General features: G+C 72.0%; 2 protein-coding genes (1 of these 2 running past the window's edge). Both read right to left on the reverse strand.

Annotated elements, in window-relative coordinates; translation table 11 throughout:
* Nucleotides 1-18067, reverse strand: partial view of a type I polyketide synthase gene (locus BFF77_RS36735; RefSeq protein WP_066946525.1) — the 5' portion only. 14204 nt of this gene lie to the left of the window's left edge; only the first 18067 of its 32271 coding nucleotides appear in the window; its start codon is at nucleotides 18065-18067; its stop codon lies off the left edge, out of view.
* Between the two features lie 114 nt (nucleotides 18068-18181).
* Nucleotides 18182-26006, reverse strand: a 7825-nt coding sequence (locus BFF77_RS36740; RefSeq protein ID WP_169922645.1) for a type I polyketide synthase, incomplete at its 5' end; no start/stop codon positions are given.

The following is a 26006-nucleotide window of genomic DNA, read 5'->3' on the forward strand; positions in this document are numbered from 1 at the left end:
GCCGGATCACCCGCTGCTGCGACGGACCATTCGGCGCCGTCAGACCATTCGACGCACCATCCTGATTCACCGCAGACCCACGCAACAACGCAAGCACCTCATGGCCATTGCGCCGGGCGTCCGACAACCGCTCCAGCACCACCACCCCCACACCCTCCGACCAGCCCACACCATCGGCCGAATCCGAGAACGCCTTGCACCGACCATCAGGCGACAACCCACGCTGACGGGAGAAGTCCACGAACACCGTCGGTGTGGACATCACCGTCACACCGCCGGCCAGCGCCAACGAGCACTCACCGCTCCGCAGCGCCTGCATCGCCCAGTGCATCGCCACCAACGACGACGAACACGCGGTGTCCACCGTCACCGCCGGACCCTCAAGCCCCAGCGTGTACGACACCCGGCCCGAGGCCAGGCTGGTGCTGCCGCCGCCCTGGAAGCCCTCGAACTCGGGGCTCGCCAGTACGGCGGTGTAGTCGCTGTACATCACTCCGGCGAACACGCCCGTCGCGGTGCCCTTCAGCGACACCGGGTCGATACCCGCCCGCTCGATCGCCTCCCACGACGCCTCCAGCAGCAACCGCTGCTGCGAATCCGTCGCCAACGCCTCACGCGGCGACATACCGAAGAACGCCGGATCGAACTCCCCAGCCGTATGCAGGAATCCACCCGACCGCGTGTACGACGTACCCAGATGGTCCGGGTCGGGATGGAACAGTCCGTCGACGTCCCATCCGCGATTCACCGGGAAGCCCGAGATGGCGTCCCCGCCCTCCATGACCAGGCGCCACAGATCCTCCGGCGATGCCACGCCCCCCGGATACCGGCAGCTCATCCCCACGACCACGATCGGATCATCGGCGATCGCGGCCGAGCGCCGCGCCACGGCAGCGGCCATGGCGGCCGATCCCGCACCTCCGGCGACCGCCGCGTCCGTGTCACCGTCCGCGTCCGCGCCGAGCAGTTCATCGAGAAGGTGGTCGACAAGCGTCTGGACCGTCGGATGGTCGAAGGCCATCGTGGCCGGGAGCCGGAGCCCGCTCACAGTGTTGAGCCGGTTCCGCAGCTCGACCGCCGTCAGCGAGTCGAAGCCCAACTCGCGGAAGGCACGGCCGGGATGGACGGCCTCGGCGTCGGCGTGTCCCAGCACGAGGGCGACCTGCCCGCGTACCAGATCCACCAGCACCTCCTGCCGCTCGACGACGGTGAGCGCCCTCAGGCGCTCCACCAGGCCCTGGGCGGTCGCCGAGCCCGCGACCGCCGCGCGGCGCGCACGTGTGCGGATCAACGCCCGCAGGAGCGGCGGAACTTCGCCTTGCGCGCGGAGCGCCGGCAGGTCCAGCCGTACCGGCGCCAGCACGGCGTCACCGGTGGCCAGCGCGGCATCGAACAGCGCGAGTCCCTGCTCCACCGGGAGCGGCGGCACTCCGGACCGCGCCATCCGGTCCGTGTCGGCCTCCGTCAGTGTCCCGGTCATCCCGCCCGACTCCCACGGGCCCCAGGCCAGCGCGACTCCGGGCAGACCTTCGGTACGCCTGCGCTCCATGAGGGCGTCCAGGAAGGCGTTGCCCGCCGCGTAGTTGCCCTGTCCCGCGTTGCCGAAGGTGGCCGCTGCCGAGGAGAAGACCACGAAGGCCGTCAGGTCGAGATCGCGGGTGAGTTCATGGAGGTGCCAGGCCGCGTCCGCCTTCGGCCGCAGCACACCGCTCAGCCGCTCCGGAGTGAGCGCGCCGACCACGCCGTCGTCCAGGACGCCCGCCGCGTGGACCACCGCCGACACACGGTGTCCGGCCAGCAGCTCCGCGAGCGCCGCACGGTCCGCCACATCGCAGGCCGCCGCGGTGACCTGGGCTCCTCGCCGCTCAAGCTCCGCAACGAGTTCTTCCGCGCCCTCGGCCGCCGGTCCCCGCCTGCTGACCAGCAGCAGTCGTCGTACATCGTGCTCCGCCACCAGGTGCCGGGCCAGCACGGCGCCCAGACCACCGGTACCCCCGGTGATCAGCACAGTGCCGCCGTCGGTGTTCCAGACGGGACGTGCGTCGCTCCCGGCCGCCGGCCGGCGCACCAGGCGTCCGGCGCGTACCTCACCGTCGCGGACCACGATCTGTGGCTCGTCCGTGTCCAGAGCCGCCGGCGGCAGGGCCGTCGTCTCCTCGTCGGGATCGAGATCGATCAGGCCGAAGCAGCCGGGATTCTCCGACTGGGCGGACCGTACGAGACCCCGGACCGAAGCCGCCGCCACATCGTGACCGCCGACGGCGCCGCGTGTCACGAAGACGAAGCGGGAGTCCGCGAAGCGCGCCTCGGCCAGTCGGGCCTGGACCAGAGCCAGGGCCCGGTGGGTGAGCGTGTGTGCGGAGGCGGCGGTGTCGGTCTCGGCGCCCTCTTCCCCGACCACGGGGATCAGCACCACGCCCATCGGCACCACGTCCATGGGCTGACCGCCCGTCGGCTGACCAGACACCTCGCCGGTCGGCAGCTCGCCCGTCGGCAGCTCATCGAGGACATTGACCTCGGCGCCCGCGGCGCGCAGGGCCTCGGCGAGGCCCAGGGTGTCCGGGCCGAGCACCGCCACCGTCCGCTCGGACCACCCGGACCGCTCAGACCGTCCGGCCCGCGCCGAAGCCGCGCCGGAGGGAGCCGCCACCGGCGTCCAGTCGAGCCGGAACAGCATGTCCCGTGTCAGTGCGTCGGCATCGCTCAGGCTCTCGCCGGACAGGGCCCGCAGCGCCAGCGACTCCACGGAGGCGACCGGCGCACCCATGGTGTCGGCGACAGCGATCGACACCGTTCCCTCGGTCGTACGGGACAGCCTGACCCGCACGCTGGAGGCTCCCGACGCCTCCAGCGACACACCGCTCCAGGAGAACGGGACACCCAGCGGTACTCCGCCCGCGCGGCCGTTCGCGTCGGCGGGCGAGCCGATGAACCAGGCCGCGTGAAGACCGGCGTCCAGCAGCGCGGGATGCAGTCCGAACGCCTCCGCGTCGGCCCGGACGCCGTCCGGCAGGCTCAGCTCGGCGAAGACCTCGCCCTCGCGCCTCCAAGCGGCCCGTAGACCCTGGAAGACCGGACCGTAGACGAAACCGTCCTCGGCGCGAGCCTCGTAGAAACCGTCCAGCTCCACCGGTTCGGCGCCCACCGGCGGCCATACCGTGGCATCGAAGCCCGTTGCGCCGAAGCCCGTCGCACCAGAACCTGTGGCGTCGGCCCCGGAGAGGACCGCGGCCGTTGGGCCGGCGGCCAGTACGCCCATGGCGTGCTGGGTCCAGGGCGCCTCGGGCTCACCCTCGGGCCGCGAGTGGATCGTCACAGTACGCCGACCGCTCGCGTCGGCCACCCCTACCCGCACCTGTGTCTGTGTGGCGCCCCGCTCCGGCAGCACCAGCTGCGCCGCGAGAGTCAGTTCGTCGACACGGTCGCTGCCGACCTCGTCCCCGGCCCGGATCGCCAGCTCCAGCAGGGCCGTTCCCGGCACCACGATCCGGCCCGTCACCGCATGATCGGCGAGCCATGGATGGGAGCGCACCGAGAGGCGTCCGGTGAACAACACGCCTTCGCCCTCGGCCAGTTCGACCACGCCGTTCAGCAGCGGATGTCCGGCGGACACCAGACCGACCGCGGCGGCGTCGGCCGCGCCGCCCGTGCCGTCGGGCCAGTAGGGCCGGTGCTCGAAGGCGTACGTGGGCAGCTCCACGCGCCGCGCGCCGCTTCCGGCGAAGTACCGGGGCCAGTCCACGGAGACACCGTGCACATGCAGTTGGGCCAGTGCGGTGACGGCGGACAGTTCCTCGGAACGGTCCTTGCGGAGCACCGGCACCGTGACCGTACCGTCGGGCACCGACTCCCCGGCCATCGCGGAGAGCACCCCGTCGGGCCCCAACTCGACCAGTACGGTGGCACCTTGTCCGGCGAGGGTACAGACTCCATCGGCGAAGCGGACGGCCTCCCGGACATGCCGTACCCAGTAGTCGGAGGTGCACAGCTCCTCCGGGGACGCAAGCCCACCGGTCAGATTCGAGACCAGAGGAATGGTGGGTCGCCGGTACGACACCGTCTCCGCCACGGCACGGAACTCATCGAGCATCGGCCGCATCAGCGGTGAGTGGAAGGCATGCGAGACCCGGAGCCTGGTCACCTTCCGGCCGTCCCGCTCCCACCGGGCCGCGATCTCCAGGACGGCATCCTCCTCGCCCGAGATCACCACCGAAGAGGGCCCGTTGACCGCCGCGATCGACACCTGGGCCTGTGCCCCGTACTCGGACAGCAGCGGGACGATCTCGTCCTCGGTGGCCTGGACGGCGACCATCGCGCCACCGGCGGGCAGCGCCTGCATCAACGAGGCACGGGCCGCCACCAGACGACAGGCGTCCTCCAGCGAGAACACCCCCGCCACATGAGCCGCGGCAATCTCACCGACCGAATGCCCCGCGACGAAGTCGGGCCTGACGCCCCACGACTCCACCAACCGGAACAACGCCACCTCGACTGCGAACAACGCAGGCTGCGCACAGCCCGTCGCGTTCAACGCCTCGGCATCCTCACCCCAGATCACCCCCCGAAGCGACCGGCCACCCAGCTCACGACCCAACTCGCCGTCCAGCAAGCCCAGTACGGAATCCAGCCCCTCCGCGAACACCGGGAACCGCCCGTACAACTCGCGCCCCATGCCGAGCCGCTGCGAACCCTGACCCGAGAACAGCACCGCCGTTTTCCCACCGACGACCGAGCCGGTGAGGGCCAGTGGATCCGGTTCACCGACGGCCAGCGCCGCCAGCGCGCGTACCGTCCCGCCGTCCTCCGCGGCCGTCACCACCGCGCCGTGCTCGAACCTCGACCGGCCGGTGGCCAGCGAGAACCCGATGTCCACCGGTCGTAGTTCGGGCCTGGCCTGGATGCAGGAGAGCAGCCGGGCCGCCTGGCCGCGCAGCGCCTCCGGTGTCTTGCCCGACAGCACCCAGGGCACCGCACCCGGCGCCCGCGACCCGACGGGCGGCGCGGCTTCGGCGCTGCCGGGCACCGAATCCTGGATCACCGTGGGCGGCTGCTCAAGAATGACATGCGCGTTGGTGCCGCTGATACCGAAGGACGACACGCCCGCGCGCCGGACATGATCGGTCCCGGGCCATTCGGTGGGCACGGTCAACAGTTCCACCGCGCCGGCCGACCAGTCGATGTGTGACGACGGCTCGGTGACATGGAGCGTCGGCGGCAGCACACCATGACGCATCGCCATGATCATCTTGATCACACCCGCGGCTCCGGCCGCGGCCTGGGTGTGGCCGAGGTTGGACTTCACCGAGCCCAGCAGCAGCGGACGCTCCGGATCACGGTCACGCCCGTACGTCGCCAGCAACGCCTGCGCCTCGATCGGATCACCAAGAGTGGTGCCCGTACCGTGCGCCTCCACCACGTCCACATCGGCGGGCGAGAGACCACCGGCGGCGAGCGCCTGACGGATCACCCGCTGCTGAGAAGGGCCGTTCGGCGCGGTGAGACCGTTGGAGGCACCGTCCTGGTTGACTGCGCTGCCCCGGAGGACGGCGAGGATCTCATGGCCCCGGCGCCGGGCGTCCGACATACGTTCCAGCAGGAGCATGCCGATGCCCTCGGACCAGCCGACACCGTCGGCCGACTCGGAGAAGGGCTTGGACCGGCCGTCGGGTGCGAGGCCCCGCTGCCGGGAGAACTCCACGAAAGTGTCGGGGATCGACATCACGGTGACACCGCCGGCCAGTGCCAGCGAGCATTCACCGCTCCGGAGCGCCTGGGCCGCGAGATGCATCGCGACGAGCGACGACGAGCACGCCGTGTCCACCGTCATCGCGGGGCCCTCGAAGCCGAAGGTGTACGAGACCCGGCCCGAGGCGACGCTCAGCGCGCTGCCCTGGCCCTGGAATCCTTCGAACTCCTTGCCGTTCAGCGTGGTGTTGTAGCCGCTGTACATCACCCCGGCGAAGACACCGGTCCGGCTGTCGCGCAGCGAGTGCGGGTCGATGCCGGCCCGTTCGATCGCCTCCCACGAGGTCTCCAGCAGCAACCGCTGCTGCGAGTCCGTCGCCATCGCCTCGCGCGGGCTCATCCCGAAGAACGCCGCGTCGAACTCGCCCGCGTCATGGAGGAATCCGCCGGAGCGGGTGTACGACGTACCGGTGTGGTCCGGATCCGGGTGGTAGAGCGCGTCCGTGTCCCAGCCACGGTTCACCGGGAAGTCCGAGACCACATCGGCGCCCTCGGAGACCACACGCCACAGATCCTCGGGCGACCCGATGCCTCCGGGAAAACGGCAGCTCATGCCCACGACGACAATGGGGTCGTCATCGAGCAGGGCCGGGGAGAGCTCGGGTACGGCGGCCGGGGCGGTGTCCGGGCCCAGCAGTTCTTCGAGCAGATGACCGGCCAGTACCTCGACCGTCGGATAGTCGAAGACCATGGTGGCGGGCAGCCGCATCCCGGTCGCCGCGTTCAGCCGGTTGCGCAGTTCGACAGCGGTGAGGGAGTCGAAGCCCAGATCGCGGAAGGCACGCGCCGGATGGACTCCGTCGCCGCTCGTGTGGCCCAGGACCAAGGCCGCGTGGTCACGCACCAGTTGAAGCAGTGTCTCGTGCCGTTCCGCGCGCTCCAGCCGGCTCAGCCGCTCGGCCAGACCGGCGTCCGTGCCCGTGCCCGTACCCGATCCGGCTCCCGCGGCCACCGTCCGCCGGGAACCCGTACGGACCAGTCCGCGCAGCAGCGCGGGAACGGAGCCCTTGGCGCGCAGGACGGGCAGATCGAGGCGTACGGGCAGAACCACGGCCTCGGCGGTCGCGAGGGCCGCGTCGAACAGGGCGAGGCCCTGTTCCACCGGGAGCAGCGGCATACCCGACTCGGCGGCGCGGCGGACGTCGCGGTCGTCGAGCCCGCTGGTCATGCCCACACCCTGGCCCCAGGGACCCCAGGCGAGCGACAGGCCCGGCAGTCCGACGGACCGCCGATGGGCGGCGAGCGCGTCCAGGAAGGCGTTGCCCGCCGCGTAGTTGGCCTGCCCCGGGCCGCCGAACGTACCGGCCACGGACGAGAAGACGACAAACGCGGCGAGTTCGAGATCGCGGGTCAGTTCGTGCAGATGCCAGGCCGCGTCCACCTTGGGCCGCAGTACGGCGTCCAGCCGCTCGGGCGTCAGCGAGCCGACGGTCCCGTCGTCCAGCACGCCCGCCGTATGGATCACGGCCGTCAGCGGATGCTCCGGCGGAACCGACGCCAGCAGTTCCGCCAGCGCCTCCCGGTCCGCCACATCACAGGCGACGACCGACACATGCGCACCCCGGGCGGTCAGCTCGGCCGCCAGATCCTCGGCGCCGTCGGCAGCAAACCCGCGTCGGCTGGTGAGCAGCAGATGGCGCACACCCAGGTCATTGACGAGATGGCGTGCCAGCACACCGCCCAGACCGCCGGTACCACCGGTGATCAGCACCGTACCGTGGGCATCCCACACAGACGGCATCGACAGCACGATCTTGCCCACATGCCGGGCCAGACTCATAAAACGGAACGCATCCCGGGCCCGACGCACATCCCACGAACGAACCGGCAACGGCTCCAGCACCCCTTGGCCGAACAGTTCCATGAGAGAACTCAGCATCCGCTGGATGTCCTCCGGATCCACCCAGCCGAGATCGAACGCCTGATAATCCACCCCGGCAGGAAGATCGGCCACGTCACGAACATCCGTCTTGCCCATCTCCAGGAACCGGCCACCCGGACCCAGCAACCGCAACGACGCATCCACAAACTCACCGGCCAGAGAGTTCAGTACGACATCGATCCCCTCACCACCCGCCACCCCGGCGAAAGCAGCCTCAAAATCCGTCGTCCGAGACGAGGCGATGTGGTCCTCCGCCACCCCCAGCGAACGCAGCACACCCCACTTGCCCTCACTCGCCGTCGCGAAGACCTCCGCACCAAGATGACGCGCGACCTGAACCGCCGCCATCCCCACACCACCCGCACCCGCATGAACCAGCACCCTCTCACCACGACCCAGACCCCCCAAACCGACCAACGCGTGATACGCCGTCAGAAACACCAACGGCACCGAAGCCGCCGTCTCCCACGACCACCCCACGGGCAGTGTGGTGAGCAGCCGCGCGTCGCCCACCACCAGTGAGCCGAATCCTCCGGACACCAGGCCCGTGACGCGGTCGCCGGGCCGCAGCCCGGTCACCTCCGGCCCCACCTCGACCACCACGCCCGAGGCCTCCCGGCCCATACGCCCGGCGTCGCCGGGATACATGTCCAGTGCTTTGAGGACATCACGGAAGTTGACACCGGCCGCACGGACCTCGATCCGTACCTCGAACCCCATCAGCGGTTCCAGTGCCTCCGGGAACGGTGTCGTCGTCAGACCGTCCAGGCTTCCCTTCGCCCCGCTGTCCAGCCGCCAGGGCACATCCGTGGGCGGGATCAGGGCCATGTCCGGCGCCAGCCGCGCGAGCCGCCCGGCCAGGAGTGCTCCGTCACGGACGGCCATCTGCGGCTCGTCCGCACCGGCGGACCGCGCGAGCCGCGTCATGAGCGGGGCAAGGCCGTCGTTCCCGGGGCCGAGGTCCAGCAGGCCGAAGCAGCCCGGATTCTCCGTCTGTGCCGAGCGCACCAGGCCCCACACCGACGCCGCGGCCACATCGGTGACCTCCTCGTCCCCGGCCGCCACCGCGCCTCGCGTCACAAACACCAGCCGCGAGCCGGTGAATCGGTCCTCGCTCAGCCACTCCTGCACCAGGGCGAGGGCATCGGCTGTCAGTACGTGCACCGCCTCCACGGGCCCGGTCCCAGCGCCGGCCCCGGTGCCGACTCCGATGCCTGTGCCGGTGCTGTCGGTGCCGTCCGTGCCGTTGACCTCGACCAGCACGGTGTCCGGTACCGAGAGCTCTCCCGCCGCCAGCGACGCCAGGTCCGCATGGACCTCGATCCCGACGCCGGTACGGACCAGTTCCTCCACCAGCCCGAGGGCATCCGGTCCGATCAGCGCGAGCCTCTCCGCACCGGGCATGGAACCACCGGGCACAGGAACGCCGGGTACGGGGGCCCACTCCAATGTGAACAGTGCGTCGCGGACGTATCCGGCGGCGCTGTCGAGCCGGTCGTCCGACACCGCACGTGTGAGCAGCGAGTCGGCCGAGGCCACGAGCGCACCCGTGGTGTCGGCGACCGCGATCGACACCCCGTTCCTGCCTTCGGCGGGAGTGATCCGTACGCGAAGTGCCGTGGCACCCGTCGCGTGCAGCGACACACCCTCCCACGAGAACGGCAGACCTCCGGTGCCCTCCTCGCCGTCACCCGCGAGGAGCGAGGCGTGCAGGGCCGAGTCGAACAGCGCCGGATGCAGACCGTACGCTCCCGCCTCGGTACCCTCGGGCAGACTCACCTCGGCGAAGATCTCACCGTCACGACGCCACGCGGCACGAAGACCCTGGAACATCGGACCGTAGACAAAGCCGAGCTCCTCGAACCGCTCATAGCAGCCCTCCACCGCCAGCACCTCGGCGCCCACGGGCGGCCACACCACGGCATCGAAGTCAGCAGGCACGAGCTCATGGGCTCCGACAGCCAATACCCCGGCCGCATGCTGTGTCCACGACGGCTCGTCGCCCCCGTCAGGACGGGAATGCACCGTGACCGCACGCCGACCGACCTCATCGGCAACACCGACACGAACCTGCACCTGAACCCCACCCAACTCAGACAGCACGAGCGGAGCCGCAAGCGTCAACTCCTCCACCCGGTCACAACCGACCCCGTCACCCGCCCGGAACGCCAACTCCAACAACGCCGTCCCCGGCAACAACACCCGACCCAGCACCACATGATCAGCAAGCCAACCATGCGACCGCACCGACAACCGACCAGTGAGCAACACACCTTCGCCCTCGGCCAGCTCGACCGTCGCGCCCAGCAACGGATGCCCGGCCGGGCCCAGGCCCGCCGCCCGTACATCATGCGCGCCGGCCGACGAGGCAGTCGGCCAGAACCACTGGTGCTGGAAGGCATATGTGGGCAGATCGACCGGTCGGGCGCCGGTGTCCGCGAACAACACCGGCCACTCCACATGAGTACCGCTCACATGCAGTTGAGCAAGCGCGGTGACGGCCGAGGTCTCCTCGGACCGGTCCTTGCGGAGCACCGGTACGACCACCGCACCCTCCGGCACCGACTCCTGCACCATCCCCGCCAGCACACCGTCCGGACCCAACTCCACAAACGTACGAACACCCTGCTCACCCAGCGTCCGCACACCGTCCGCGAAACGCACCGCCTCCCGCACATGCCGAACCCAATACTCCACCGAACACAACTCACCGGCGGACGCCAGCCCACCCGTCAGATTCGACACCACCGCCACCGACGGCTCCGCGAACGCCAACCCCTCCACAACCGCCCGGAACTCCCCCAGCATCGGATCCATCAGCGGCGAATGAAACGCATGCGACACCCGAAGACGACTCGACTTACGACCCAAGGCCTCCAGTTGGGCCGCCACCTCCAGGACGGCATCCTCCGCGCCGGAGATCACCACGGAGGACGGACCATTGACCGCCGCGATCGCGACTCCATCGGAGAGATACGGAACAACCTCGTCCTCGGCGGCCTGGACCGCCACCATCGCACCACCGGCCGGCAATGCCTGCATCAGCAAGCCCCGCGCCACCACCAAACGACAGGCATCCTCCAACGAGAACACCCCCGCCACATAAGCAGCCGCGACCTCACCGACCGAATGCCCCGCCACGAAATCCGGCCGCACACCCCACGACTCCACCAACCGGAACAACGCCACCTCAACCGCGAACAACGCAGGCTGCGCACAGCCCGTCGCGTTCAACGCCTCGGCATCCTCACCCCAGATCACCCCCCGAAGCGACCGACCACCCAACTCACGACCCAACTCCCCGTCCAACAAACCCAGTACCGAGTCGAACGCCTCCGCGAACACCGGGAACCGCCCATACAACTCGCGCCCCATACCCAGCCGCTGCGAACCCTGACCCGAGAAGAGAATCGCGCGCTTTCCACCGACGGCCGGACCCGAGACCACCGAGATGTCCGGTTCGCCTGCCGCCAGCGCGGCCAGTGCGCGTACCGGATCGGCGGACTCGGCCGCCAGGACCACCGCACGATGGTCGAACACCGAACGACCCGTCGCCAACGAGAACCCGACATCCACCGGCCGCACGTCCGGCCGAGCCTCCACCAACGACAACAGCCGCGCCGCCTGCCCCCGCAACGCCTCCGGCGTCCTGCCCGAAAGCACCCAGGGAACCGCTACCGCTTCGGCCGATTCGTCCATGGAGATCTGCGCCGTCACCGCCTCGGGCACTTCCGGCGGCTGCTCAAGAATCACATGCGCGTTCGTCCCACTGATACCGAACGACGACACCCCCGCACGCCGGACACGGTCGACCTCCGGCCACACCGTCTCCCCGGTCAGCAACTCCACCGCACCCACCGACCAGTCCACATGCGACGACGGCTCATCGACATGAAGCGTCCGAGGCAGAACCCCGTACCGCATCGCCATCACCATCTTGATCACACCCGCCACACCAGCAGCCGCCTGCGTATGCCCGATGTTCGACTTCACCGAACCCAGCAGCAACGGACGCCCAGGATCACGCTCACGCCCATACGTCGCCAGCAACGCCTGCGCCTCAATCGGATCACCAAGCGTCGTACCCGTACCGTGCCCCTCCACCACATCCACATCACCCGCAGACAACCCACCACTCGCAAGCGCCTGCCGGATCACCCGCTGCTGCGACGGACCATTCGGCGCCGTCAGACCATTCGACGCACCATCCTGATTCACCGCAGACCCACGCAACAACGCAAGCACCTCATGGCCATTGCGCCGCGCATCCGACAACCGCTCCAGCACCACCACCCCCACACCCTCCGACCAGCCCACACCATCAGCCGAATCCGAGAACGCCTTCGAGCGGCCGTCGGGCGCGAGACCCCGCTGGCGGGAGAACTCCACAAAGGTGCTCGGAGTGGACATGACCGTCACACCGCCGGCCAGCGCCAGCGAGCACTCGCCGCCGCGCAGCGCCTGCGCGGCGAGGTGCATGCCCACCAGGGACGACGAGCACGCGGTGTCCACCGTGACCGCCGGGCCTTCGAGGCCCAGGGTGTACGAGACCCGGCCGGAGGCCACGCTCGGAGCGCTGCCGTTGCCGCGGAATGCCTCGTACTCCTCGCCCGTGAGCAGGGGACCGTAGTCGTTGTACATCACCCCGGCGAACACACCGGTCCGGCTGTCGCGCAGCGAGTGCGGGTCGATGCCGGCCCGTTCGATCGCCTCCCACGAGGTCTCCAGCAGCAACCGCTGCTGCGCGTCCGTCGCCATCGCCTCGCGTGGTGACATACCGAAGAAGTCGGGGTCGAACTCGCCCGCCGTGTGCAGGAATCCACCGGCGCGGACGTAGGTCCTGCCCGGACGGTCCGGGTCCGCGTCGTACAGTCCGTCGATGTCCCAGCCCCGGTTGACCGGGAAGCCCGAGATGGCGTCCCCGCCCTCCATGACCAGGCGCCACAGATCCTCCGGCGAGGTCACCCCGCCCGGATAGCGGCAGGCCATGCCGACGATCGCGATGGGGTCGTCGGCCACCGGAGGCAGGGCCGTACGGTCGGGCGCCGCCGACGCGTCGGCGGAGCCGATCGCCTCGCCGAGGAGTTCGTCGCGCATATGGTCGGCGAGCGCGCTCGGTGTCGGATAGTCGAAGACCATGGTGGCCGGGAGCCGCAGCCCGGTCTCGGTGTTGAGGCCGTTGCGCAGTTCCACCGCCGTCAGCGAGTCGAAGCCCAGGTCCTGGAACTGGCGGCCGGCCTCGACCTCCGCCGCGTCGGCGTGGCCCAGTACCCGGGCGACCTGGCCGCGTACGAGATCGAGCAGGATCTCGCGGCGCTCGGCGCCGTTCAGTCCGGCGAGGCGCCGGGCGAGGCCGTCGGCGGTGCCGGAGACCCGGGCGGCGGCGCGCCGGGCAGGTACTCGTATCAAACCGCGCAGCAGCGGCGGGACATCGCCCTGGGCGCGCAGGACCGGCAGATCGAGCCGTACGGGTGCCACCGTGGCCGCGCCGGTGGCGAGGGCCGCTTCGAACAGTGCCACGCCCTGGTCGACGGAGAGCGGGGGCATTCCGGAGCGCGCGATACGCTCGACGTCGATGTCGGTGAGTGTCGCGGTCATTCCGACGCTGTGGGTCCATGGGCCCCAGGCGAGGGCGAGCGCGGGCAGGCCCGCGGCCCGCCGGTGCTCGGCCAGGGCGTCGAGGAAGGCGTTGCCCGCCGCGTAGTTGGCCTGTCCAGGGCTGCCGAAGGTGGCGGCGACGGACGAGAAGATTACGAACGCGGCGAGATCGAGATCGCGGGTCAGCTCGTGCAGGTGCCAGGCCGCGTCCACCTTGGGCCGCAGCACGGCCCCCAGCCGCTCGGGCGTGAGCGAGCCGATCACACCGTCGTCGACCACGCCCGCGGTGTGGATGACTGCGGTCAGCGGATGCTCCGCGGGCACCGACGACAGCAGCCCGGCCAGCGCGGACCGGTCGGCGATGTCACAGGCCGCCACGGTGATCTCGGCGCCGTAGGAGGTGAGTTCGGCGACCAGCTCCGTCGCTCCGGGTGCCTCCGTGCCCCGCCGGCTCGCCAGCAGCAGGTGCCGTACGCCCCGGTCGGTGACGAGATGCCGGGCGAGTACGCCGCCGAGTCCGCCCGTACCGCCGGTGATCAGCACCGTACCCCCGGCGTTCCACGCGGCCGGCTCCTCGGGCGCGGGCGAGGACGCGGATACAGGCGGGGGCACGGGCACGCGTGCCAGTCGGGCGGCGAGCAGTCGGCCGTCGCGTACCGCGAGGTCCGGCTCGTCGGCGGCGGCCGGCACGGCCTCCGGGGGGAGTGAGGCCGTGCCGGGGTCCAGGTCCAGGAGGCCGAAGCGTCCCGGGTTCTCGGTGCGGGCCGTCCGTACGAGGCCATGGACCGAGGCGGCGGCGAGGTCGGTGCCGTTCAGCGCGCCGCGTGTCACGAACACCAGACGGGCGTCGGCGAAACGGTCCTCGTCCAGCCAGTGCCGCACATGGGCGAGGACCCGGGCGGTGAGGGAGTGTGCCGCCTCCACCACCGCGTCCGGCCCACCGGACACGGCCATCAGCACCACCTCGGGCACCGGGCCGTCGTCCGCCGCCGCGAGCGACGCCAGGTCGGGGTGGGTCGTCACGGTCGTACCCCCGGTGCGCAGCGCGCCGGCGACACCGGCGGTGTCCGCGCCGACCACGGCGACCGCACTGCCGGGCCCGGCGGGGGCCGCGGCCCTGAGCGCGGTCCACTCCACGCGGAACAGCGAGTCCCGGTGCACGGCCCCGGTGTCGTTCCGCCGCTCGGCGGGCACCGGGCGTGAGACCAGGGAGTCGACGGTGAGGACCGGGCCGCCCGCCATGTCGTACACGGCGATGGAGACGGTGTCCGCGCCCGCCGGGGTGATCCGGGCGCGGACGGCCGAGGCGCCGGAAGCGGTCAGTGACACGCCTTCCCAGGCGAAGGGCAGTCCGCCGCGGCTGATGGCGCCGAGGTCGGTGCAGGCCGCCGCGTGCTGGGCGGCGTCCAGCAGCGCCGGATGCAGACCGAAGGCGCTCGCGTCGGCGCCGGAGCCGATACCGGCGCCGGTTCCGGAGTCGGAGCCGTCCGGCAGGGCGACCTCGGCGTACACCTCGTCACCGAGCCGCCAGGCGGCCCGCAGGCCCCGGAACACCGGGCCGTAGTCGAAGCCGAGTCCGGCGAGCCGTTCGTAGCAGCCGTCGAGATCGACGGGTTCTGCGCCGGCCGGCGGCCATACGGTCGCGTCGAAGCCGGGGTCGGTGACACCGGTGCCGGGCGCGACGAAACCGGTGGCGTGCCGTGACCACGGAAGGTCGAAGCCGTCCTCGGGGCGTGAGTGGATGCCCAGCGGCCGGCGTCCCGCCTCGTCGGCGGCGCCGATACGGACCTGGAGCTGCACGGCGCCGTGCTCGGGCAGTGCCAGCGGCGCCGCGAGGGTCAGTTCCTCGACACGGTCGCAGTCGACCTCGTCTCCGGCCCGGACGGCCAGCTCGACAAAGGCGGTGCCCGGCAGCAGGGCCCGGCCCCGCACCCCGTGGTCGGCGAGCCAGGGATGGGACCGCACCGACAGCCGGCTGGTGAACAGGACACCTTCACCGTCGGCCAGTTCGACGGCCGCGCCCAGCAGCGGATGTCCGGCCGGGCCGAGTCCGGCGGCTCGGATGTCCCCGGCTCCGTCACGGCTGCCGGAGGGCCAGTAGCGCTGCTTCTGGAACGGATAGGTCGGCAGGTCCACACGCCGGGCGCCGCGTCCTTCGTACAGTCCGGCCCACCGTACGGTGGCGCCGCGGACATGCACCTGGGCGAGCGCGGTGACCGCCGCGAGTTCCTCGGGCCGGTCCTTGCGCAGCAGCGGCACGATCACCGCGCCGTCCGTCAGGGAGTCCTGGGCCATGGCGGAGAGCACACCGTCGGGGCCCAGTTCCAGCAGTGTGGTGACGCCCCGTGCGGTGAGGGCGCGGATGCCGTCGGCGAACCGCACGGCCTCACTGACATGCCGCACCCAGTGGTCGGCGGAGCACAGCTCGGCCACCTCGGCGATCCGGCCGGTCAGCTGGGAGACGACCGGGATCAGGGGCTCGTGGTACGTCAGACTCTCCGCCACGGCGCGGAAGTCGGCCAGCATGGGCCGCATCAGCGGCGAGTGGAAGGCGTGCGAGACACGCAGCCGCTTGGTCCGGCGGCCCTGTGCCGTCAGCCGCGCGGCGATCTCCAGTACGGCGCTCTCGTCACCCGCGACCACCGTGGACCGCGGTCCGTTCACCGCCGCGATCGACACCCGGTCGGTGAGCAGCGGGCGGATCTCGTCCTCGGCGGCCTCCACGGAGACCATGGCGCCGCCGCGCGGCAGAGCCTGCATCAGCGAGGCGCGCGCGGCCACCAGACGGCAGGCGTCCGGCAGGGTGAGGACGCCCGCCGCGTGGGCCGCGGCGATCTCGCCGACGGAGTGGCCGCCCACGTAGTCGGGTGTGACGCCGAGTGAGGTGACGAGACGGAACAGCGCCACCTCGATCGCGAAGAGCGCGGGCTGGGTCCACCTGGTCTCGTCGAGCCGCTCGGCGTCGGATCCCCAGACGGTCTCGCGCAGCGGGCGGCCGGCGTCCGCGCCGAGGTGGGTGTCGAGTTCGGCGGCCGCCGCGTCGAATGCCTCGGCGAACACCGGGAAACGGGCGTGGAGTTCACGGCCCATACCGAGCCGCTGGGAGCCCTGGCCGGAGAACAGCACGGCGAGCAGACCCTCGTCGGCGACGCCTCTGGCGGCCTCGGTGACCTCGGGCGCGCTCCCGTCGGCACCCGTACCGGCGAACAGCACCGCCCGGTGCTCGAACACGGAGCGTCCGGTGGCCAGGGAGTGCCCCACGTCCAGCGGCCGTACCCCGGGGTTGCGCTCGACGAAGGACAGCAGCCGCGCGCGCTGGGCCTCCAGGGCGGCGGCGGTGCGGCCCGCGATGGCCCAGGCGACGACGCCCGGCGCCACGGAGCCCCCGGTGGCCGCGCTCCCGGCCCCGGCCTCGGCCTCGGCGCCGGTCCCGCCCACGGGCTCGGGCCCGGACCCGGCCTCCGTCGGCGCCTCCTCCAGGATCACATGCGCGTTGGTGCCGCTGACACCGAAGGAGGAGACGGCGGCGCGCCGGGCCCGGCCCGTCTCCGGCCAGGCCAGAGGCTCGCGCAGCAGTTCCACGGAGCCCGCCGTCCAGTCCACGTCGCCGGACGGCTCGGCCGCGTGCAGACTGCGCGGCATCAGCCCGTGCCGCATCGCCATGATCATCTTGATCACACCGGCGGCGCCCGAGGCCGCCTGTGTGTGCCCGATGTTCGACTTGACCGACCCGAGCCGCAGCGGGCGCCCGGGATCGCGGTCCTGGCCGTAGGTGGCCAGCAGCGCCTGCGCCTCGATCGGGTCGCCGAGCGTCGTCCCCGTACCGTGCGCCTCGACGATGTCCACATCGCCGGGCGTCAGCCGCGCGTTCTCCAGGGCGGCCCGGATGACCCGCCGCTGTGAGGGGCCGTGCGGCGCGGACAGCCCGTTGGACGCGCCGTCCTGGTTGACGGCGCTGCCGCGCAGCACGGCCAGGACCGGGCGCCCGGCGCGCCGGGCGTCGGAGAGCCGCTCCAGTACGAGGACGGCGGCGCCCTCGCCCCAGCCCGTGCCGTCGGCGCCGTCGGAGAACGACTTGCACCGGCCGTCCGCCGCCATTCCGCCCTGTGCGGTGAAGGAGACGAAGGGGCCCGGTGTGGCCATCACGGACGCGCCGCCCGCCAGCGCCATGGTGCACTCGCCGTTGCGCAGGGCCTGCGCCGCCCAGTGCAGCGCCACCAGCGAGGAGGAACAGGCCGTGTCGACCGTGACGGCGGGTCCTTCGGCGCCCAGTGTGTAGGAGAGCCGGCCCGAGATGACACTGGCCGCGTGCCCGGTCATCGCGTACAGCTCGGTGTCCTCGCCGGACGCCTTGACGACCGTGCCGTAGTCCTGTCCCGCCGTACCGACGAACACGCCCGCCCTGCTGCCGCGCAGCGTGGCCGGATCGATCCCGGCCCGCTCCAGCGCCTCCCAGGCCACTTCGAGCAGCAGCCGCTGCTGGGGATCCATGGTCACGGCCTCGCGTGGCGAGATGCCGAAGAACCCGGGGTCGAAGTCGGCCATGTCGTAGAGGAACCCGCCCTCCTGGGCGAGGCTGCGGCCGGGGCCGTCCCCGGCCAGACGCTCCAGGTCCCAGCCCCGGTCGGCGGGGAAGCCCGCCATGACGTCGCGGCCCTCGGTGACCAGCTCCCACAGGTCCTCGGGAGAGGTCACACCGCCGGGGTAGCGGCAGCCGATCCCGACGACGGCGACGGGTTCCTCGGCAGACTCCACCAGTTGCTGGTTGTGCCGGCGGAGCCGCTCGATCTCCTTCAGGGACGACCGCAGCGCCTCGACGTACTTGTTGGGGGACGTGCTCATCGTTCTCTCCAGATCTCTTTCGGTTCGCGTCGCCGGGAGGGCACGGGACCCCCGTGCCACGAGGGCACGGACCCCGTTGCCGCGAGGGGATCGAGTCTTGTCGCCGGGACGGTTCTAGATCTCGGTGGCGAGCCGCAGCAGGCTGTCGGCGTCCATGTCGTCGAGCGAGTCGTTCGCGCCGGCCACGGACGGGCCGGTGGCCTCGGTGGCGTCGTCGGTGGCGGTGGCGAGGCTGAGCACCATGTCCAGGAGGCCCGCCTTACGGAGCCGGCTGATGGGCACGGAGGCGAGGGCGTGCCGGATCCGGGCGTCCGGATCGTTCGTACGGTCCTCACCGTGCGCACGGTCCTCGGTGCCGGTGCCGGTGCCGTTCCGTTCGGGCGCGGTCGCGAACAGCAGCGAGCCGAGGTGGCGCGCGAGGGATTCCGGTGTGGGGTGGTCGAAGACCAGGGCGGCGGGCAGGGGCAGGCCGAGGGCCGTTCGCAGCCTGTTGCGCAGTTCGACGGCGGTCACGGAGTCGAATCCGACGTCGCGGAAGGCCCTGGTCGCCGGGATGGCTGCGGCCGTGTCATGGCCGAGCGTCGACGCCGCGTCGGCCCGTACGGCGTCGAGCAGCGCCCGGCCGCGTTCCGCTGTGGGCAGCGCGTCGAGCCGCTGCCTGAGCGGCGGGACGGCCGGTGCGCCGCCGCCGGTGGGTCCGGCGGTGTCGGCGGCCAGCGCGCGGGCCGCCTCCGGGATCCCGGAGAGCAGCGGGCTGGGCCTGCTCGCGGTGAAGCTGGGAGTGAACCGTTCCCAGTCCATCAAGGTGACGGTGAGCGCCGTGTCGTCGTCCTCCAGCATCCGCTGGAGCGCGGCGATCGCCGACGCCGGTTCCATCGGCATCACGCCCTGGCGGCGCAGCCGTTCACGGACCTCGTCGACGGTGGCCATGCCGACCTCGGCCCAGGTGCCCCAGGCGACGGACGCGGCGGTGAGTCCCTCGGCCCTGCGGTGCTCGGCCAGGGCGTCGAGGAACGCGTTGGCCGCGGCGTATCCGGGCTGGCCACCGCTGCCCCAGACGGCCGCACCCGAGGAGAACAGGACGAAGGCGTCCAGTTCGAGGCCGCGGGTCAGTTCGTGGAGATGGAGGGCTGCGGTCAGCTTGGCGCGCATCAGCGCGTCGAGCGACGCCAGTGTCAGCGACTCCACCGGATCGTCGCCGTCCGCGACTCCCGCCGCGTGGAACACCGAGGTCAGCGGCGCGTCATCGGGAACGGCCGCGAGGACGGCGGCGAGCGCGTCACGGTCGGCGGCGTCGCAGGCGGCGACGGTGACCCGGGCGCCCAGCCCCTCCAGTTCGGCGCGGAGTTCCGGCGCGCCGGGCGCGTTCTCGCCGCGCCGGCTGGTCAGCACCACGTGCTCGGCGCCGCGTTCGACCAGCCAGCGGGCGATCCGGCCGCCGATACCGCCGGTGCCGCCGGTGATCAGTGCCGTGCCCCGGCTACGCCAGTGGCGCTCGGGCGTACCGGCGGTGGGTACGGCACGCACCATACGGCGGCCGTGGACGCCGGACGGGCGGATGGCGATCTGGTCCTCGCCGCCCGAACTGCCCGAACCTTCCGGACCGCCCAGCCCCTCCTGCCCGTACAGACCGGCGAGTACGGCTGTGAGCCGGGCCCCGGCCCGAGCGTCGAGCGTCTCCGGGAGGTCGACGAGACCGCCCCAGCGGTCCGGGTGCTCCAGCGCGACCACCCGGCCGAGACCCCACAGGGCGCCCTGCACGGGGTGGCCGAGCCGGTCGTCGCGGCCGACCGAGACGGCGCCCCGGGTGGCGCACCACAGCGGCGCGCGCAGCCCGGCGTCACCGAGCGCCTGGACGAGGGTGAGGGTGAGCGCCAGCCCGCCGGGCACCGAGGCGAAGTCCGGACGCGCCTCCTCGACCGGGGCCAGCAGGGACAGGACGCCGGTGAACTCCCCCGCGTCCGCGCTCAGTTCGCCCAGTCGCTTGGCCCAGGCGGTACGGTCGGTGCCCGCGTCGGCCTCGAAGCGGACCGTATCGGGACCCAGCGCGGCGAGTGCGTCCGAGACCCAGGGGTCGTCGGTCCGGCCCGCCGCGACCACCGCGAGCCAGCGGCCGGCGGAAGGTCCCGCGGGACGGGCGGCGGCGCCCGGATCGCCCAGCCGGGTCCAGTCGACGCGGTAGCGCCACTCGTTGACGGTGGAGCGCTCGCGCGACTTGGCACGCCACGCGGAGAGTGTGGGCAGGACCGCGCCCAGCGAGGACAGTTCGCCGTTGGCGGCGACGCCCAGTTCACCGGCGAGGGACTCCAGATCCTGGCTCTCGACCAGCCGCCAGAACGCGGCGTCCGCCTCGCTCCCGACGTGCCCTTCGGTCCCTGCGGGCCTCTGCTCGGGCCAGTACCGCCGGCGCTGGAAGGCGTACGTGGGCAGCTCGACCGGCGGGTGGTCGCCCCCGGCGAACGCGGTGCGCCAGTCGACCGGCGTGCCGTGCACATGGGCCTCGGCGAGGGAGGTCAGAAAGCGCCTGGTGCCTCCCTCGTCCCTGCGCAGCGATCCGAGGACCACCGCTCCGGCCACCGGCTGCCGGGTCTCCCCCGTCTCCTGGAACTCCTGCGTCTCCTGTGTCTCCTGGATGGGCGCGGCCAGCACGGGATGCGGGCTGACCTCGATGAAGACACGGTGGCCGTCGGCCAGCAGCGCCCGCGTCGCCTCCTCCATCCTGACGGTCTGCCGCAGGTTGGTGTACCAGTAGCCGCCGTCGAACACGGCGTCCTCCACCCGGCCCCCGGTCACCGTCGAGTAGAACGGCACCCGCGGGGGCGCGGACCTGACCGGTGCGAGCACCCGTGCCAGTTCGTCGCGTACGGCCTCCACGTGCGCGCCGTGCGAGGCGTAGTCGACCGACACCTTGCGGGCCCGGACGTCCTGTTCCCCGCAGAGGGCGAGCAGTTCGTCGAGCGCCGTCACGTCACCGGAGACGACCACCGAGGACGGGCCGTTGACGGCGGCGACGGAGAGCCGGGCGCCCCAGGGCTCCAGCAGAGCGGTCACCCGCTCGACGGGAGCGGCCACCGACATCATGCCGCCGAGACCGGACAGCCCGGGCAGGGCCTGGCTGCGCAGGGCGACGACGGCGGCGGCGTCCTCCAGGGTCAGGGCACCGGCCACATGGGCGGCGGCGATCTCGCCCTGCGAGTGCCCGACGACCGCAGCGGGCTCGACACCGTACGAGCGCCACAGCGCGGACAGCGCCACCATCATCGAGAACAGCGCGGGCTGCACCACATCGACGCGTTCGAGCAGTTCCGGGTCCCCCTCGCCGCTCAGCACCTCGTGCAACGACCAGTCGATGTAGGGGGCGAGAGCGGCGGCGCAGGCGTCCACGCTCTCGCGGAACACCTCGGAGTCCGCGAGCAGTTCGCGGCCCATGCCCCACCACTGCGAGCCCTGGCCGGGGAAGACGAAGACGGCGCCCGTCGAGCCCTCGCCGACGGTGCCGCGCACCGTACCGGGCGCGCTGCCCGCCGCGACGACGGCGCCGAGGGAGCGCAGGAGGTCGTCCCGGCCCGCGCCGAGGACCACCGCGCGATGCCCGAAGGCGGACCGTGTGGTCGCGAGCGACCAGCCCACGCGTGTCGGCGAGAGCGCGGGATCGGCCTCGACATGCGCGAGCAGCCGTGCCGCCTGCTCGCGCAGCGCCTCCTCGGACTTGGCGGAGATCAGCCAGGGCGTCACGGCCGCTGCTTCCTCCATGGCGTCCCGTCCGGGCCCGTCGGCGGTCCGCGCCGCCTCGGCCGCCTCGGTCTCGGGAGCCTGTTCCAGGATCAGATGTGCGTTGGTGCCGCTGATCCCGAACGACGACACACCGGCACGCCGGGGACGGCCCGCGTCCGGCCACTCGGTCCTCTCACGCAGCAGTTCCACCGCGCCGGCGCTCCAGTCGACATGCGACGAGGGAGTCTCCGAGTGGAGCGACCTCGGGAGGACGCCCTTGCGCAGCGCCATCACCATCTTGATCACACCGGCCACACCCGCGGCGGCCTGCGTGTGCCCGATGTTCGACTTGAGCGAACCCAGCCACAGCGGACGCTCCGGATCACGGCCCTGACCGTACGTCGCGAGCAACGCCTGGGCCTCGATCGGATCACCCAGCCTCGTCCCCGTACCGTGCGCCTCCACCGCGTCCACCTCGGACGGCGACAGACCGGCGTTGGCGAGGGCCTGGCGGATCACCCGCTGCTGGGACGGGCCGTTGGGCGCGGTCAGTCCGTTGGACGCGCCGTCCTGGTTGACCGCCGAGCCGCGTACGACGGCCAGGACACGATGGCCGTTGCGCCGCGCGTCCGAGAGCCGCTCCAGCAGCACGACGCCGACGCCCTCGGCCAGGGTCATACCGTCGGCGGCCTCGGAGAACGGCTTGCAACGGCCGTCGAGCGCGAGGGCGCGCTGGCGGCTGAAGCCCACGAAGGCGTGCGGTGTGGCCATCACGGCCGCGCCGCCGGCCAGCGCGAGCGAGCTCTCGCCGCTGCGCAGCGACTGGCAGGCGAGATGCATCGCGACGAGCGAGGACGAGCAGGCGGTGTCGACGGTGACGGCGGGCCCCTCGAAGCCGAAGAGGTACGAGACCCGGCCGGACAGCACACTGGCCGCCGTGCCGGTGACCATGTGCACCTCGGAGCCCTCGGTACCGTTCTGCACGCTCGACGAGTAGTCCTGGTAGCTGGCGCCGAAGAAGGTGCCCGCCGCGCTGCCCCGCAGCGAGTCCAGTTCGATCCCGGCGCGCTCGAATGCCTCCCACGAGGTCTCCAGCAGCAGCCGCTGCTGCGGATCCATGGAGACCGCCTCGCGCGGTGAGATCCCGAAGAAGCTCGGGTCGAACTCCGCCGCCTCGTGCAGGAATCCGCCCTGGAGCGAGTAGGTCCTGCCCTGCCGGTCGGGATCCGGATCGTAGAGCGCCGCCGCGTCCCAGCCACGGTCGGCGGGAAACCCGGAGATCACATCGGCGCCGTCGAGGGCGAGCCGCATCAGCTCCTCGGGCGAGCCGGCTCCGCCCGGATAGCGGCAGCTCATCCCGATGATCGCGATCGGATCGTCATCGGTGCCGGCGCCCGCCGCGGCCGGGAGGGCCGGGGCCGCCGCCGTACGGTCGTCGCCGCCCAGCGCCGCCGACTTCAGGAAGCCCGCGAGCGCGACGGCGTTGGGGTGGTCGAAGACCGTGGTCGACGGCAGCCGCAGTCCGGTGGCCGCCACGACGCGGTTACGCAGTTCCACGGCGGTGACGGAGTCGAAGCCGATGTCGCGGAAGGCGCGCCGCTCGGGGAACGCCTCGGCCGAGGCGTGGCCGAGGACTGCCGCCGCCTCCGTCCGGACCAGGGTGAGCAGCAGACGGTCCTGCTCGGAGCCGGTCAGCTCGCGCAGCCGGGTGGTGAGATCGCTCGCCTCCGGCCGGACACCCGCCTGCCGGCCGTCCGCGGCGAGCCGGCGTCCGACCTCCGGCACCTCGTCGAAGAGGCGCGTGGGACGGCCCGCGGTGAAGACGGGATAGTAGGTGTCCCAGTCGATGTCCATGAGGCCAATGACGGTCTCGTCGTCCTCCAGGACCGTACGCAGTCCGCTCAGCGCGAGTCCGGGGTCGAGGTGGCGCAGACCGCTGCGCCGGATGTGGTGCGGGTCGGCCAGTCGGCGCTCGATGTCGTCGGGCCACTTGCCCCAGTGCACCGAGGTGGTGCGCAGCCCGCGCGCCCGGCGCTCGACGGCGAGCGCCGCGAGATACGCGTTGCCCGCCACATAGGCCGCGTGATGACCGCTGCCCCACATGCCGGCGGTGGACGAGTAGAGGACGAAGTCGTCCAGTTCGTCGTCGTCGAGCAGTTCGTCCAGATGGCGGGCGCCGGCGACCTTGGCGTGCACGACGTCGGAGAAGGACTGTGTCGTGGTCTCGTCCAGGGTGTGGAGCTCGATGACGGCGGCGGTGTGGATGACGGTGCGTACCGTACGTCCCTCGGCCTTGAGCCCCGCCAGGAGCGAGGCCACCGCGTCCCGGTCCGTCATGTCGCAGGCGACCGCGACGGCCTCGGTGCCCGACTCGGCGAGTTCGGCGACGAGTTCGGCCGCGCCGGGGGCGGCCGGGCCACGGCGGCTGGCGAGCACCACGTGTCCGGCGCCCCGGGCCGCCAGCCAGCGCGCGAGATCGGGGGCGAGTGTTCCGGAGCCGCCGGTGATCAGTGTGGTGCCGCGTGGTGTCCAGCTGCGGGACGGGCCCGGCCCGCCGGACCCCGGCCCACCGGGGCCGGCGCGGACGATACGGCGGGTGAACACACCGGAGGCACGGATCGCGAGCTGGTCCTCCTCACCGGCGGCGCCGGCCAGCACCGAGGCGAGCCGCCCGGCGGCCCGCTGGTCGAGTACCGGGGGCAGGTCGACGACACCGCCCCAGCGCCCGGGGTGCTCCAGGGCCGTGGTCCAGCCCACGCCCGCCACCTGTGCCTGGACGGGCGAGACGAGCGTGTCGGAGCGGCCGGTGGAGACCGCGCCCCGGGTCAGGAACCACAGCGGCGCGTCCACCGAGGCGTCGCCGAGCGCCTGGACCAGGGAGACCGTCAGGGCCAGTCCGAGCGCCAGGCCCGGATGACGCGCGCCCGGCTGCTCCGCCTCGGCGAGCACCGACACGATGCCGGTGATGCCGTCGAGACCTGCCAGCCGCCCGGCGAGGACCGTACGGTCCGCACAGGACTCGTCCAGGACGAGCCGCCGTACCTCGGCGCCATGGCGGCGCAGGGCGCCGACGGTCTCGCTGTCGTCGATGCCGTCGGCGGAGACCACCAGCCAGACGCCCGACGGCGGCACCGCCGGGACCGTCGGCACACCGCCCAGCGGTGACCAGGAGACGCGATAGCGCCAGGAGTCGACGGCGGAGCGCTCCTGGCGTGACCTGCGCCAGGAGGAGAGCGCGGGCAGCACGGCCGCCACCGAGTCCTCGTCGGTGCCCAGGGCGGAGGTCAGCGCGGAAAGGTCCTCCTCCTCCACCGCCGTCCAGAACTCCGCGTCCAGCGGATCGGGCGCGACGGTCCCGTCGGGAGCGGCGGGGATGTTCCAGAAGCGATCGCGCTGAAAGGCGTAGGTGGGCAGATCGACCCGTCGGGCGCCGGTGTCCGCGAACACCCGGGCCCAGTCCACGTCCACGCCCCGGACGAAGAGCTCGGCGGCGGAGAGCAGGAACCGCGACAGAGCGCCCCGGTCGCGCCTCAAGGTGCCCGTGACAACGGCGGGTTCACCGTACTCCTCGGTCATGTCCTGCATGGCCATGGCCAGTACGGGGTGCGAACTCAACTCCACGAACGCGCGATGCTCGGTGGCGAGGAGTTCGGCGACGGCGTCGGCGAAGAGCACGCGCTGCCGCAGGTTGCGGAACCAGTACTCCGCCCCCATCTCCGCCGTGTCCAGCCGGCCCCCCGTCACCGTCGAGAAGAAAGGCACTTCGGCCCTACGGGGACGCACCGGACCCAGCACATCCAGAAGCTCCTCGCGCAAACCCTCCACCTGCGCGGAATGCGACGCGTAGTCCACCGCCACACGACGAACCCGGACCCCCTCGCCCGACAGTTCGGCGAACAGCCCGTCCAGCGCCTCGGGATCACCGGAGACCACCACGGAACGCGGACCGTTGACGGCGGCAACGGAGATCCGGCCGGGCCACGCCGCAAGCCGGCCCTCCATCTCGGCCACCGGAAGCGGCACCGACATCATCCCGCCATGCCCGGCCAGACGACGACCGATCGCCTGACTCCGCAACGCCACCACCCGCGCACCGTCCTGGAGCGACAACGCACCCGACACCACAGCAGCCGCGATCTCACCCTGGGAATGGCCCACCACCGCGTCCGGCTCGACGCCATGCGCCTGCCACAACGCCGCCAGTGACACCATCACCGCGAAGGAA

The sequence above is a fragment of the Streptomyces lushanensis genome, assembly GCF_001700515.1.
Taxonomy (GTDB): domain Bacteria; phylum Actinomycetota; class Actinomycetes; order Streptomycetales; family Streptomycetaceae; genus Streptomyces; species Streptomyces lushanensis.